This window comes from Burkholderia sp. 9779_493 (assembly GCF_015712215.1).
Taxonomy (GTDB): Bacteria; Pseudomonadota; Gammaproteobacteria; order Burkholderiales; family Burkholderiaceae; genus Burkholderia; species Burkholderia cenocepacia.
Map to the genome: position 1 here is coordinate 21,304 of NZ_JACCQA010000053.1, position 15,585 is coordinate 36,888.

Genomic DNA, 15,585 nt, shown 5'->3' on the forward strand with positions numbered 1-15,585 from the left:
CCGTTCGGCGCCAGCCCGGAATCCGGGCCGCCGGCACGGTACAATAGCGTCTTTGACCGTCGGCCCGCCGCGCTCCACGCGCCGGCCGCCCTTTTTTCCCGCGCCGCCGTGCCTTGTCCGGCCGCGCCGCCTCACCCGTCCGAAGGATTCCATGAGTCTCAAATGCGGCATCGTCGGCTTGCCCAACGTCGGCAAGTCCACCCTGTTCAATGCGCTGACCAAGGCCGGCATCGCCGCCGAGAACTACCCGTTCTGCACGATCGAGCCGAACGTCGGCATCGTCGAAGTGCCCGATACGCGCCTGAAAGCGCTCTCCGAGATCGTCAAGCCGGAGCGTGTCGTGCCGGCCGTCGTCGAGTTCGTCGACATCGCGGGCCTCGTCGCGGGCGCGAGCAAGGGTGAAGGCCTCGGCAACCAGTTCCTCGCGAACATCCGCGAAACCGACGCGATCACGCACGTCGTGCGCTGCTTCGAGGACGAGAACGTCATTCACGTCGCCGGCAAGGTCAGCCCGATCGACGACATCGAAGTGATCAACACCGAACTCGCGCTCGCCGACCTCGGCACCATCGAGAAGGCGCTCACGCGCTATTCGAAGGCGGCGAAGTCGGGCAACGACAAGGAAGCGGCGAAGCTCGTCGCGGTGCTCGAAAAGGTGCGCGCGCAGCTCGACCAGGGCAAGGCCGTGCGCGGCCTCGCGCTGTCGGACGACGAACAGGCGCTGATCAAGCCGTTCTGCCTGATCACCGCGAAGCCGGCGATGTACGTCGCCAACGTGAAGGACGACGGCTTCGAGAACAACCCGCACCTCGAGGCGGTGCGCAAGTACGCGGAAAGCGAAAACGCGCCGGTGGTCGCCGTATGCGCGGCGATCGAGGCGGAAATCGCCGATCTCGACGACGCGGACAAGGAAGCCTTCCTTGCCGACATGGGCATGGAAGAGCCGGGCCTCGACCGCGTGATCCGCGCAGGCTTCAAGCTGCTCGGCCTGCAGACCTACTTCACCGCGGGCGTGAAGGAAGTGCGCGCGTGGACGATCCACATCGGCGATACCGCGCCGCAAGCGGCGGGCGTGATCCACACCGACTTCGAGCGCGGCTTCATCCGCGCGCAGACGATCGCGTTCGACGACTTCGTCACGTACAAGGGCGAGCAAGGCGCGAAGGAAGCCGGCAAGATGCGTGCGGAAGGGAAGGAATATGTCGTGCACGACGGCGACGTGATGAACTTCCTGTTCAACGTCTGACGATTTTTGTTGGATCTCGGTGGCGCTCAGTAGCGCTTGGTGGATTGGTTGACCCGTTTTAAATCAATGGGTTGCATAAACAATACGGTCTGCTGAGCGTTCCTATTGTTCACCGAGGGCTGGAAAATTTGGGGGTAGCGTTGGGGGTACTCGTGTTCAACCGTGGGGGTACTTTTCCCCTCAGTGGAGTCCAACGATGCCCGAGAATCTACTCACCGACGCCAAGATCAGGTCGGCCAAATCAACTGATCGAGATTGGAAACTATCAGACGGCGGGGGCTTGTTCCTGCTGGTCAAGTCTACCGGCGGCAAGCTCTGGCGGTGGAAGTACCGGCTGCAAGACAAGGAGAACCTCTTTGCCATTGGCGGCTTTCCTCAAGTAAGCCTTGCTGAGGCGCGTGCGGTTCGAGAGAAGGCCCGCGCCTTGGTCAAACAGGGTATTCACCCCGCCCATGAGCGACAGCAGGTCAAGCAGCGCAACCTCGAAGCGCTGGAGGAACGCAAGCGCGCAAAGGAAAGCTCGTTCGCCAAGGTGGCGAAGGCGTATCTAGCCGAGATCAAGCCTGTTTTTGCGCTCAGTTCCTACCGCACGAAAGAGTCCCGTATCAGGAAATATCTGTCGCCCAAATTCGACGGGATGCCGATGAGCGACATTGGCGTTAAACAGATTCGTCCGCTGCTGGAAGAGTGCAAGGCCCACGGTGCGTGGGCAGCTATTCACGTCAAAGGCGATCTGGCGGCGATCTTTGAGTTCGCAGTGGTGCGAGGCCTGGTAGAGGCCAATCCAATTCCCAGCCTGCGCGGGCTGCTACGCGTGCCGTTCAGCGAGAGCAAGGCGGCGATGACGCGAGAGCAAATCCAGAGGTTCTATCAGGAGTTGCGCGGCTACCGGGGCTATCCGGAAACCTCTTTGTGTCTGCGGTTGATTGCGCTGACCGCCTGCCGTCCAGGGGAAGCGGCGGATGCCGAGTGGGACGAGCTCGACTTTGAGGATGCACTGTGGCGTCGGCCTGCGACGAAGATGAAAGCGCGGCGCGACCATGTCAGCCCGTTGTCTGTGCAGGCCATTGCCGTGCTGAAGGATTTGCAGTGCATCACGGGCGGTGGGCGCTATCTGTTCCCGCACCGGAGCGGCAAGGGCTTCACTACGCCCAACCGACTCACCTACGCCATGCGTGACATGAACCTGGGGCGGGGTACGACGCCGCATTGCTGGCGGACGACCTTTTCGACCTGGGCCAATGAGAATGGATACCGGCCTGATGCAATCGAGCGGCAGCTTGCCCACGTGGAAAGCAACAAGGTGCGGGCGACCTACAACAAGGCGCTGCTGCTGGATCAGAGAAGGACGCTGTTGCAGGACTGGGCGGACTATCTGAGTGCGGCGGAGGGCAGTGGCACGGTATAGGGGCAACTTCGCCGGGTGTTGCAGAACGAATGGACAGGTGCGGCCTTTTCCTTTTCTGGGTAGGGCCGTTGCCCCTTGGGTGCCGTTCCCTTGCCATTTGCCTTTGCCCAAGGATGGTCGCTGGAAAATGGGGTAAACAATGGATTAAATGGGGTAATTATTTATTGATTACCCTTTTTAGATTCATGTCGTTCATTTCTTTTTTGGTCGGCCATACCAGCCCCCCACGACAGATCCAATGTTCAGGAAATGGGGTAGTCAAACACCATAAAAGAGGAATTTTTAGAGACAATACCCCATTTAAGAGCTATGATTACCCCATTTACACAGCCTGGGCTTACATTTCCATGCACTCGCTCACACCCGAGTACCTTGCCGCGCTTCGCTTCGATGGCACTCAGGCCGCCACGTTGCGCACACTGGGCGAGTACCAGGGTAAGCAGCAACTCTACGCTGCGCAGTCACCCGAAGCCCTCAAGGGGCTACGCCAGATCGCGGTGGTGGAGTCCACCGAGTCGTCCAACCGGCTGGAAGGTGTTGTCGTAGCGCCTTCGCGGCTGAAGTCTCTGGTCATCCGCAACGCAACACCAAAGAGCCGCTCCGAACAGGAGATCGCCGGCTACCGTGACGCCCTGGCGCTGATCCACGAATCGGCCGCCCACATGCCCTTCAGCGAGGGCGTAGTGCTGCAACTCCACACCCTGCTGTACCGCTATATGCCGCAGGCGGGCGGGCGCTGGAAGGCTACCAATAACGACATCATCGAACGTCACCCGGACGGCACGTCACGTCTACGCTTCCAGCCGGTCGCTGCGCACCTCACACCCATGGCTATGACCGATCTGGCCGGGCGCTACGCCACCGCGCTGGATCAGCACCTGGCCGACCCCCTCGTACTGGTGCCGCTGGCGATGCTCGACTTCCTGTGCATTCACCCCTTCCCGGACGGCAACGGTCGCATGTCCCGCTTGCTGACCCTGCTGCTGCTCTACCACTTCGACTATGCCGTGGGGCGCTACATCAGTTTGGAACGCATCTTCGAGGAAACCAAGGAAGGCTATTACGAGACGCTGGAAGCCAGCTCGCAGGGCTGGCACCAGGGGCAGCACGACGTAAAGCCCTGGCTAGACTACTTCTGGGGTGCCTTGCTACGGGCCTACCGTGAGTTCGAGGAGCGTGTCGGCACCATCGAACGGGGACGTGGCAGCAAAGGCGACCGAGTGCGGACGGAAGTTCTGGGGCGCACCCTGCCGTTCTCGATTTCCGAGATTGAAGAAGCCTGCCCGGGCGTGAGCCGGGACATGGTTCGACTAGTGCTGCGAGCGATGAAATCAGAGGGGTTGATCGAATCGACTGGCAAGGGGCGAGGTGCGAAATGGATCAGGCGAGCGTAAGGGGAGCACGATGGAACTGATCGACAACATTAGTCGCTTGCTGGGTGATGACCTTAAGCAAACCATCCGGCCAGGGGCGCGGCTGAAGATCGCCGCTTCGTGCTTTTCGATGTATGCCTACGAAGCTTTGAAGTCCAAACTGGAAAAGATCGACGAACTGGACTTCATCTTCACCTCCCCCACCTTTGTTGCCGACGAAGTCACGGACAAGATCCGAAAAGAGCGCAGGGAATTCCATATCCCCAAGCTCGACCGGGAGCGCAGCCTGTATGGCAGCGAGTTCGAAATTCAGTTGCGCAACCAACTCACCCAGAAGGCGGTTGCCAGGGAATGTGCCGACTGGATGCGGCGCAAGGCCAAGTTTCGAAGCAACCGCAGCAAGGCGCCGATGCAGCAATTTGCCTGCGTGGAAGCCGATGGAACCCATAGCGCCTATGTGCCTCTGCATGGCTTCACGGCTGTCGATCTGGGTTACAGCCAGGGTAACGCCGTTTCCAATTTGGTGAACAAGGTCGAGGCCCCTTTTGCGAACACCTACCTCAGTCTGTTCGATCAAATCTGGGATGACCCCGAAAAACTGGAGGATGTGACCGCCCAAATCTGTGAGCACATCGCGTCCGTCTATCAGGAAAATTCGCCCGAAAGCATCTACTTCTTGATGCTCTACAACATCTTCAACGAGTTCCTGGACGACATCGACGAAGACGTGTTGCCCAATGACCGCACCGGCTATCAGGACACCCTGATCTGGAACAAGCTCTTCAACTACCAGAGGGATGCGGCAACCGGCATCATCAACAAGCTGGAAACCTATAACGGCTGCATCCTGGCAGACAGCGTCGGCCTAGGAAAGACCTTCACCGCGCTGGCCGTAGTGAAGTATTACGAGCTACGGAACAAGTCCGTTCTGGTGCTGTGTCCGAAAAAGCTGGCGGACAACTGGCTCAACTACAACCGCAATCTCAAGACCAACATCTTTGCCCGCGACCGCTTCGGCTACGACGTGCTGTGCCACACCGACCTGAGCCGCACCAGCGGCGAATCCTTCGGTACACCACTCAACCGCATCAACTGGGGCAACTACGACCTCGTCGTCATCGACGAGTCGCACAACTTCCGTAACAACGACGCCTTCAAGGATCGGGAGACCCGCTACCAGAAGCTGATGAACAAGGTCATCCGCGAAGGTGTGAAGACCAAGGTGCTGATGCTCTCGGCCACGCCAGTGAACAACCGCTTCACCGATTTGCGCAATCAGCTCGCGTTGGCCTATGAGGGAGACTCCGAGAACCTCGGCAAGAAGCTGCGCACCAGCAAGTCGGTGGAAGAAGTCTTTCGCAATGCGCAGACCGCCTTCAATGCCTGGTCCAGGCTCCCGCCAGAGGAACGCACGCCTCGGGCGATCCTTGGCGCACTGGACTTCGACTTTTTCGAGCTGCTGGACAGTGTCACCATCGCGCGCTCGCGCAAGCATATCCAGACCTTCTACGACACCAAGGACATCGGCCATTTCCCTGAGCGTCGCAAGCCTTTGTCATTCCATTGCTCGCTGACTTCCCGCTCGGACGTGATGGGCTTCAACGAGATTTTCGAGCACCTGTCCAGGCTCAAGCTCGCTGTCTATGCCCCGGTCAGCTACATCCTGCCGAGCCGCTTGAGGAAGTACGAAGAGATGTACGACACGCAGGTTCCAGGTGGTGCAGGAAAATTCAGGCAAGTTGACCGCGAAAAGAGCCTGCAGGCTCTGATGACGACCAATCTGCTCAAACGTCTGGAAAGCTCCGTCCAGTCATTCCGTCTCACGCTGCAATCCCTGCAGACCAATCACCAGAACACGTTGGCGAAAATCGCGGTATTTAACCAGAGCGGCATCGCTGCCAGCGTGGGCGATCTGACCGAGGTACTGGAAAGTATCGATGCAGAAGAAGATGACCCATTCGAAAGGCTGGATCAGGGTGGCGATGTGGGCGGCAAGGTCAAGATCAGCTTGGCCGATATGGACTTGCCGTCATGGGAGCACGACCTCAAGGTCGATCTCGCCAACATCGACGCGTTGCTGGCTTCGATGTCGAGGATCACCCCCGCTGACGATGCCAAACTTCAGCACCTTAAGGAACTTGTTCTGGGAAAGATCGCCAACCCGATCAACCCCGGCAACAAGAAGGTGCTGATTTTCACTGCTTTTGCAGATACGGCGGACTACCTCTACGCCAATCTAGCGCCCGACCTGCTGGCTCACCAGCAACTGCATTCCGGCAAGATTACGGGCAGTGACCGGCCCAAGTCCACATTGCCCAAAGCATATGACTTCCAGGAACTGCTGACGCTGTTCTCGCCGCGCTCCAAAGAAAAAGCCATCGTGCTGCCCAACGAGTCGGCGGAAATCGACCTGCTCATTGGCACCGACTGCATTTCCGAGGGCCAGAACCTTCAGGATTGCGACTACCTCATCAACTACGACATCCACTGGAACCCGGTGCGCATCATCCAACGCTTCGGGCGCGTGGATCGCATCGGTTCGCCCAATAGCAGCATTCAGTTGGTGAACTACTGGCCCGATATTTCGCTGGACGAATACATCAACCTCAAGGAGCGTGTCGAAAACCGGATGATGATCGTAGATGTGACCGCCACCGGCGACGACAACGTCATTTCCGCGCAGGCCAACGACATGGCCTACCGCAAGGAGCAACTGCGCCGCTTGCAGGAAGAAGTTATCGAGTTGGAAGACCTGAAGACCGGCGTCTCCATCACCGACCTGGGCTTGAACGACTTCCGCATGGACTTGCTGAACTACGTCAAGACCCATGGAGAACTGCATAGGTCCCCCAACGGCCTGCATGCCGTCGTTCCGGCCAACCCTGACCTGGACCTTGCGCCTGGTGTCATCTTCACCCTGCGCAATCGCAGCGCGGGCGTGAACCCGCCCGCACACTTGCCCCAACACAACCGGCTGCACCCCTACTACCTGATCTACATCAGTCAGGCAGGCGAGGTGATCCACGACCACACCGAGGTCAAGCGCCTGCTCGACCTGGCGCGTTCGTGCTGCAAGGGCCAGGCAGAACCGACTGCGGATGCCTGCCAACAGTTCAACAAAACCACGGCGGACGGCCGCAAGATGCAGGCGTACTCCGACCTGTTGAACCAAGCCATCCGCTCGATGATCGAGGTGAAGGAAGAAAAAGACCTTGATAGCCTGTTCACTGGTGGCAAGACAACGGCACTCACAGGCACAATCTCCGGCCTGCACGACTTCGAACTCATCAGCTTCCTCGTGATTCAGGAGGTTGGATGAGTGCGCTGATCGCCTACCCCAAACAAGCAGCCTTCGGGCGCGTTCTGCCCAAGAACAAGATCTACGAGCACGGCGGAGCCAACACCCGGCTCAAAGACTTGTTCGTCAAACAGGTGGAACAGGTCATCTGGCAGTACAAGCTGGCCCCGGAGACACTGCGTCTGCCTGCGCGCCCCGGCGTACCGGAAATCCAGATCTTCAGCATCCAGCTCAAAACGCCGGAACTGCACGCCGATGTGCTGCGCTGCATCGACGGGGCTATCCCGTTCCCCATTGTGTTCGAACTGACTTTCGACGGCAGAACGCAGGTGGTCGCCGCCTACAAGCGCCCGAACGAAGCCGACGCCAGCCGCTGGGTGCTCTCGGACTACTTTGCATCGGACTGGCTGCCAATGGATAGCGAACGCACCGCGATGCCCGTGGCCTTGCATCTGGGCGGCCTGTACGAGCAATTGCTGCACCGCCTGATCCCGCTGTCAGCGCGGCCACAGGAAACACTGGCCGAGCTGGTGGCGCGCGTCGACCAGGCACAAGCCAAGCAGCGCGAGCTGGATAAGACCACGGCGCGGCTGGCCAAGGAAAAACAGTTCAACCGCAAGGTGGAGATCAATGCCGAACTGCGGAAGCTGAGAACCGAACTGAACGGGTTAAAGTAACCACGAATTGAGAGCCATGCTTCTGACACGACAAGCATGGCTCTGAGAAAGGAGAAAGATAATGGCCACAGCCAAGCTGCTTAGACAACTTATTAAAACTGGAACTGAAGGCAATCAGGACGCTTTCAAGCGTGTTTCCGAACAGTTGATTCAGGAGGAGCGCACCAAGAATCACCATTTGCTGGCGAATGACCTGGAGAGAATTCTCTATGGTCGCCGTAATGCTGGTGGGGCAGCCAACTCGCTGCTGAGTGATCGCATACCTAAAGATAAAGAGCGCAACCTGCCTCTCTTACAGATCAAGGAGGCAGTCCGGCGCATGGAAGACGTCGTATTGTCGGATGAAAATGCGTCCTTGCTGAGTGAGTTGCTGCAAGAACACCATCGAGCGGAAGCGCTGCAAAGCTATGGTCTGTATCCCGCGGATCGCCTGTTGTTTTGTGGTCCACCTGGATGCGGAAAAACGTTAACGGCTGAGGTACTGGCCAGTGAGCTGGGCTTGCCGCTGGCCATAGTCCGTATTGATAGCGTGGTGTCTTCTTTTCTCGGGGAAACGGCAGCCAATCTGAGGCAGGTCTTTGACTTTATAGCCACCATACCAATGGTTGTCTTGTTCGACGAGTTCGATGCGTTGGCCAAGGAGCGTGCCGATACTGCCGAGCATGGCGAGTTGAAGCGCGTGGTGAATGCTTTCTTGCAAATGCTGGACGCCTATGAAGGTAAAAGCATCCTGGTGGCCGCCACCAACCACGAGCGTATCCTCGACGCCGCCATCTGGCGCCGGTTTGATGAGGTATTGGTCTTTGAATCGCCCAATCTGGAGCAGTTGCGGAGGCTGTTGAGCATCAAGCTGCGTGGGTTGCGCCGTGAATTCGAGATTGAGGATGCTCGCATTACGAGCATGTTCAAAGGCATGAGTCATGCCGATGTGGAGCGCGTTCTGCGTCGGGCAGCCAAAGACATGGTGCTGACTGGAAAAGAGTTTCTGAGTGAACGGCATCTGCAATCCGCCATTCGTCGTGAAGATGCCCGCAGGGCGCGCATACAAGGGAGCTAAGTCGTCATGGAGGAGAACTTTCCGCACCTGAACATACAACGAGAAGCGCCAGTCAATGAAAAGCGAGCTGGACGTGCTATGTCTCCACCACCGCCAGCGGATGCTCGTGGCCATGGGCGTGGGCTGTTGACCAAACTGGCTCATGCACAAGAAGAAGCCAGTGAAGATGTAGGCGGGTTTGATGAGCGCAAGCTTTTCCGCTTCACGGTGCAGAAAGGATTCAATCCGGATGACCTGAGAAAGATTTCCTCGGAAATCGAATTCGTCAGCCAGGAGGACGAAACCATCGTCATCGGCTTCGCCACCAATGCCGCATTGGCGCAGTTTGAAGCCCGTCTTTCCAGTATGGCTGCTGGTGAGCACGTTACCAATAAAGAAGTGATCTATGCCCTGCAAAGTGTGGATGGCTGGAGTTCTGAAAATCGAAAAGGGTGGGCGCTGAAGCAGCAAGGTTTCCCTGATCGGGATGAGTTCATGCTGGATGTTGAGCTATGGCCGCTGGAAGACAGTCATCAGGCGAGGCAACAAGCCTGGCAAGCGTTTGAAGGCTGGCTGGCAGAACAACGTATCGAGAAGTTGGATCAAATCAAGAAGCCAGAGCTGACGCTGTATCGTGTACGCTGCACAGCCGCACAGGCTGGCATGCTGCTTCACCATCGGGATGTCCGATCCGTCGACTTGCCGCCCAACTTTGCGCTGGAGCGATCGGTCGTCTTTCAGGATATTCAGAAGATTCCTGATATCCAGGCTCCTTCAGAGCAAGCGCCAGGCGTGGTGGTGCTCGATAGTGGCATTGCCGATGGCCATCCTCTGCTGAAAGCCGCTGTCGGCGAGGCCAAGAGCTTCTTGCCGGGCGAAGGCCCGCACGATGAAAACGGGCACGGCACACATGTTGCCGGTCTGGCTCTTTACGGTGACTTTGAAAAACACCTGCGTGCTAGCACCTTTGTCCCAACCTTGCGCTTGTACAGCGGCAGGATTCTCGATAAACACAATGAGAACACCACGGGCTTTGTGGAGAACCAGATAGAAGAAGCCGTTCGCTACTTTGTAAGAGAGCACGGTTGCAAAGTGTTCAACCTGTCTTTCGGAGATGCCAACAAGCCCTACATGGGCGGACACCTGAAAGGCTTGTCGGTGACGCTGGATACCCTCTCGCGGGAACTGGGTGTGCTGTTTGTGGTGTCCTCTGGCAATCATCGAATCAATGAGCGCTCTCCGGATGGTTTGGAATGGCGTGATCAATACCCGACCTATCTTTCGAATGACGACTGGCGGCTCATCGAACCAGCACCGGCATTGAATGTGCTGACGGTTGGTAGTCTGGCGCGCCACAACCAAACCTTCAACAGCCAGTACCATTCTGCGGACCCTGCGGAACTACCGATTGCACAGCCGGACCAGCCATCGCCATTCACTCGTAGCGGCCATTCTGTCGATGGAGCTATCAAGCCGGAGCTGATGGCATATGGTGGAAATTGGGCAATCAATACACGCGCCAACTACGCATTACTGGACAGAACCGCTGGGCTGGGCGTGGTATCGACCGGTTACGAGTTTGCGGGCGGTCATCCTTTTATGGTGGATGTTGGCACCAGCATGGCTGCACCCCAAGTAGCGCATCTGGCCGCTTCCGTGCTTCATGAACACCCGGATGCAACTGCCAACTTCGTGCGTGCCCAACTCTGTCTGAACGCAGTGCTGCCAGAGCCCAGCCAACAACTGATGGATCAGCATAAGGCACTTAAACGTGCGTGTGGTTATGGGCAGGTGGATGAAACCGCACTGCATCGCTCGCTGGAGAACGCCGTCACGCTGATTACGAATGGAAAGATCGAGAACAAGCGGCACCACTTTTACGAAATACCCATCCCGCCGGAATTCACCAGCGGAGGCAAAAAGCGCCTGCGGGAAATTGCTATCGCGCTGGCCTATACACCGCCTGTTCGCTCCACGCGCATCAAGTATCGCGCCACACGCATTGACTTCAGGCTGGTCGCTGCTCGTGACCTTGAACACGTCACGACCATGTTCAACAAGGCGACAAAAAAAGAAGATTATCAGAGCATCAAGGAACTAGCTGGCGCCAGCATTGGCCAGGTGGCCCGCAGCAAAGGTACGGCTCAAGCTGATTTTTGGCGGTTCATACAATTCCAGAAAGATTCGGCACTACGAACAAAAAAGCTGTTTGTGGTGGTCACGCGCAATGACTTTCCGTGGGGGGAAAGCCTGTGCGACAGCGAAGAAGGTTATTCGCTTTTGGTCAGCCTGCGTGACAAGGAGAATCTTTTGGCTCAACTCTATACCCAGATCAAGGCACGGCTCGATGCCAGGGTTCCGCCCTTGCGTGTCCGTACCTAAAAGCTGCTGGACTGTACACAAAGCAAAAATTTCAAGAGGTTGTTATTCGTGGACAAACTGAAAATGCACTCGCCCAACCTGACCGAAGACAACATCGCGCGTATCCGCGAGTTGTTTCCCGGTTGCGTGACCGAGGCGCGAGGCGAGGACGGCAGCGTGAAGCTGGCGGTGGACTTCGACCAGCTCAGGCAGGAACTGTCCAGTTCCATCGTCGAAGGGCCGCAGGAACGCTATCACCTGAACTGGCCGGGCAAGCGTGAAGCGCTACTGACGGCCAATGCGCCGATTGCCAAGACCTTGCGCCCGGTGCGCGAGGAAAGCGTGAACTTCGATACGACGAAGAACCTGTTCATCGAAGGCGACAACCTAGATGCGTTGAAGCTGTTGCAGGAGACCTATCTTGGCAAGGTCAAGATGATTTACATCGACCCGCCGTATAACACGGGAAATGATTTTATCTACGAGGACGACTTTGTTGAGGGTTCCGAAGAGTATTTGAAGAGATCAAACCAGAAAGATGAGAAAGGCAATCGCTTGGTTGCCAATACCTCAGCAAACGGGCGGTTTCATTCAGATTGGTTGTCGTTAATCTATCCGCGCATCAGGCTTGCCAAGCGGCTTCTCGCCGAAGATGGGTTCATTTTCGCCAGCATCGACGATATCGAAATTGACAACATGAAAAAGATTTATGACGAGGTTTTTGGTCGAGAGAATTTTGTAGGAACCTTTGTTTGGAAGTCCAGAGTTAGTGAGGACACGAGGGCAGTGACCGGCCTCTCTACCGATCACGAGTACATCGTCTGCTACACAAACTCGAATGACGCTTCACTTCGGGGGAGTGAAAAGGATCTGGATAAGTTTAAGAATCCAGATGATGACCCGCGTGGGCCATGGAGAAGCGCAGATATGACAGGACTTGCCACACGAGATAAGCGACCTAACTTGCATTTCGATTTGATCGACCCGGAGACTGGTATCAACTACGGATGCCCGCCCAAGGGGTGGCGCTTCGAGCCAGTCACCATGGCAAAGAAGATTGCCGAAAAGCGAGTTCTATGGCCGTCTAGTATGGAAGGAAGACCCCGACAGAAGCTATTCCTGAACGAAATGGAAAGTGTGTTTAAGAATATTTCTTCTGTAATTCAGGGGATATCGACTGGTGATGGAACACGAGAGGTGAATTCCTTGGTAGGTAGCGGCATCTTCAGTTTCCCGAAACCCACTCGGCTTATTGAAGCTTTTCTTGAGCAGATAACAGATAAGAACTCAATCGTTATCGATTTTTTTGCGGGCTCGGCATCGACAGCACACGCAGTTCTGAAGAGGAACGCCGAAGACGGTGGTAAGCGCCGTTTCGTGATGGTGCAGTTGCCAGAGCCTTGTGCAGAAGATTCAGAAGCAGCTAAGGCCGGATATAAAACCATTGCCGAAGTCAGTAAGGAGCGCATTCGCCGTGCGAGCAAGCAGATCAGTAAGAGCAACCCTCAGTCGGACACCGGCTTCCGCGTCCTCAAGATCGACACCTCGAACATGGCCGACGTCTACTACGCTCCCGATGCGCTCGACAAGGCCAACCTCGACTTGTTCGTGGACAACATCAAACCCGGCCGCACGGCGGAAGATCTGCTGTTCCAGGTGATGCTGGACTGGGGCGTTGATCTTGCCCTGCCCATTGAGAAGAAGGTTATCCAGGGCAAGGATGTGTTCTTCGTGGACGGCAACGCACTGGCCGCGTGTTTTGATGCACACGGCGGTATCGACGAAGCCTTCGTCAAGGAACTTGCCACGCACAAGCCGCTGCGCGTGGTGTTCCGCGATGCCGGGTTCAAGGACAGCGCCGTCAAGATCAACGTGGAGCAGATCTTCAAGCTGTTGTCGCCATCCACCGAAGTGAAGAGCATCTGAGGGGGCCGCGATGAAGCTGAAATTCAAGACGCAGGCCTACCAGACTGCCGCCGTACAGGCGGTGGTGGACTGCTTCAAGGGGCAGGTTCCACATCACGGCGGCATTCGCTACCGGCTCGATCCCGGTAGCCAGAAAGTAGCCCCAGAGAGCCCGCAAGCGGCGCTCGCGCTGGAGGCCGCTTCGCCTGAAGCTGCAGCGGAAAAGGAAGCCGCGTTTCGCAACGCCGACTTCACGCTGTCGGAAACAGCGCTGCTGGACAACATCCAGGCCGTCCAGCGGGGGCAGAACCTGCCGTTGTCGGATACGCTGGTCAGGACCAAGGTGGCCAAGGTCAATCTTGACATCGAGATGGAAACCGGCACGGGCAAGACTTACTGCTACATCAAGACCATCTTCGAACTGAACAAGCTGTACGGCTGGAGCAAGTTCATCATTGTCGTGCCCAGCGTCGCCATCCGTGAGGGCGTGGCCAAGTCGCTGGAGATCACGGCCGAGCACTTCCTGGAGACGTACCACAAGAAGGCGCGCTTCTTCATCTACAACTCCAAGCAACTGCACCACCTGGAGAGCTTCTCGTCGAACGCGGGCATCAACGTGATGGTGATCAACGTGCAGGCGTTCGCCTCACGAGGGGCAGATGCTCGCCGCATATACGGAACGCCAAGGGTGAATGCCAAAGGCGAGACTGAAATGGTCGGCTTGGATGATTTCCAGTCACGTAGACCAATCGACATCATCAGCGCCAATCGTCCCATCCTGATTCTGGATGAGCCGCAGAAGATGGAAGGTACGGCGACGCTGAAATCCCTTGAGGAGTTCAAGGCGCTGATGGTGCTGCGCTACTCGGCGACTCACAAAACCACCCACAACAAGATTCATCGCCTCGATGCGCTGGACGCCTACAACCAGAAGCTGGTGAAGAAAATTGCTGTGCGTGGCATCGCGGTGAAGGGGCTGGCGGGCACGGCTGGCTATCTGTACCTGCAATCCATCGAAATTTCGAGCAAGAAACCGCCCGAGGCGCGGGTGGAGTTGGAGCACAAGCTCGCCAATGGCGACATCAAGCGCGTGCTGCGCAAGCTTGGCAAGGGCGACAACCTGTTCGACCTGTCGGGCGGGTTGGATCAGTACCGCAATTACGTGGTGACGGACATCAACGCCAACACCGACACCCTGAGCTTTGCCAATGGCGTGGAGCTGACGGTCGGCGACGCTACCGGCGACGTAACCGAGGCCGCGCTGCGCCGCATCCAGATTCGGGAAGCCATCAAGGCGCACTTCGACAAGGAGCAGACGCTGTTCCAGCAAGACGTGAAGGTACTGACCCTGTTCTTCATCGACGAGGTGGCCAAGTACCGCGACTACACAAAGGCGGACGAAAAGGGCGAATATTCCCGAATCTTTGAAGAGGAATACACGCAGTACCTGAACGAGGTGCTCGAACTGGACGAGACGGCTTACGTCAGGTACCTGAAGGGTATTGCTGTGGGCAAAACCCATAGCGGCTACTTTTCCATCGACAAAAAGAGCAAGCGACAGGTGGATTCGGCTGTCGCCGCGCGCGGCGAGAACGCGGGCCTGTCCGATGACGTAGACGCCTACGACCTGATCCTGAAAGACAAGGAGCGCTTGCTGTCTTTGTCCGAGCCGGTGCGCTTTATCTTTTCGCACTCCGCCCTGCGCGAAGGCTGGGACAACCCGAACGTGTTCGTCATCTGCGCGCTCAAGCACAGCGACAACACCGTCTCCCGACGTCAGGAGGTGGGGCGTGGCTTGCGGCTGTCCGTCAACCAGACAGGCGACCGGATGGATCATCCGGCTACCGTTCACGAAGTGAACGTGCTGACCGTGGTTGCCAGCGAGAGCTACAAGGACTTCGTGGCCGCGCTGCAGAAGGACATCAGCGAGTCGCTGTCGGAACGGCCGCGCGTGGCGGACAAGGCATTCTTTACTGGCAAGATGGTGACCACAGCCACGGGCTCAGTGACCGTCACAGAAGATCAAGCGACCGACATCGAGTTCTACCTGATTCAGAACGGCTACGTCGACAAAAAGCGCAACATCACCGAGAAATACCATCAGGCCAAGAAAGACGGCACGCTGGCTGCGCTGCCGGATGAACTCGCTCCCTTAGAGACGGTTTCAAAAAGGCCCCGTGGGGCTGTTAACTTTCGCGGTGAGCTGTTAACCTCAGGCATCGGAACAACCGAGACTGAGGAGATGGCCAAGCCGATCATCGACGATGAATTGTGGACACTG

9 protein-coding genes are annotated in these 15,585 nt (G+C 57.2%); all 9 read left to right on the top strand.

What is annotated here, in order from left to right:
* Positions 1–151: 151 nt before the first annotated feature.
* Positions 152–1,246, top strand: a complete 1,095-nt coding sequence (ychF, locus tag H0X95_RS32920; protein WP_006482062.1) for a redox-regulated ATPase YchF — start codon at positions 152–154, stop codon at positions 1,244–1,246.
* Between the two features lie 196 nt (positions 1,247–1,442).
* Positions 1,443–2,654 carry a tyrosine-type recombinase/integrase gene (locus H0X95_RS32925; protein ID WP_196446356.1) on the top strand — a complete coding sequence of 404 codons (1,212 nt, stop codon included), beginning with the start codon at positions 1,443–1,445 and terminating at the stop codon, positions 2,652–2,654.
* Between the two features lie 347 nt (positions 2,655–3,001).
* Complete coding sequence (locus H0X95_RS32930) at positions 3,002–4,048, top strand: Fic family protein (protein WP_172208432.1); 1,047 nt, start codon at positions 3,002–3,004, stop codon at positions 4,046–4,048.
* 10 nt (positions 4,049–4,058) lie between these two features.
* Positions 4,059–7,346 carry a helicase-related protein gene (locus H0X95_RS32935; protein ID WP_196446357.1) on the top strand — a complete coding sequence of 1,096 codons (3,288 nt, stop codon included), beginning with the start codon at positions 4,059–4,061 and terminating at the stop codon, positions 7,344–7,346.
* On the top strand, positions 7,343–8,002 hold the full coding sequence (locus tag H0X95_RS32940) for a DUF4391 domain-containing protein (protein ID WP_196446358.1): 660 nt from the start codon (positions 7,343–7,345) through the stop codon (positions 8,000–8,002). Before H0X95_RS32935 ends, H0X95_RS32940 begins: the two co-directional genes overlap by 4 nt.
* 61 nt (positions 8,003–8,063) lie before the next feature.
* Complete coding sequence (locus tag H0X95_RS32945; RefSeq protein ID WP_196446359.1) at positions 8,064–9,059, top strand: AAA family ATPase; 996 nt, start codon at positions 8,064–8,066, stop codon at positions 9,057–9,059.
* Between the two features lie 126 nt (positions 9,060–9,185).
* On the top strand, positions 9,186–11,420 hold the full coding sequence (locus tag H0X95_RS32950; RefSeq protein WP_230878325.1) for a S8 family peptidase: 2,235 nt from the start codon (positions 9,186–9,188) through the stop codon (positions 11,418–11,420).
* Positions 11,421–11,468: 48 nt separating this feature from the next.
* Entirely contained in the window at positions 11,469–13,325 is a 1,857-nt protein-coding gene (locus H0X95_RS32955; RefSeq protein WP_330165504.1) for a site-specific DNA-methyltransferase, read from the top strand.
* A 10-nt stretch (positions 13,326–13,335) separates the two neighbouring features.
* The coding region (locus H0X95_RS32960; RefSeq protein ID WP_230878326.1) for a DEAD/DEAH box helicase family protein at positions 13,336–15,585 on the top strand (2,250 nt) is incomplete at its 3' end.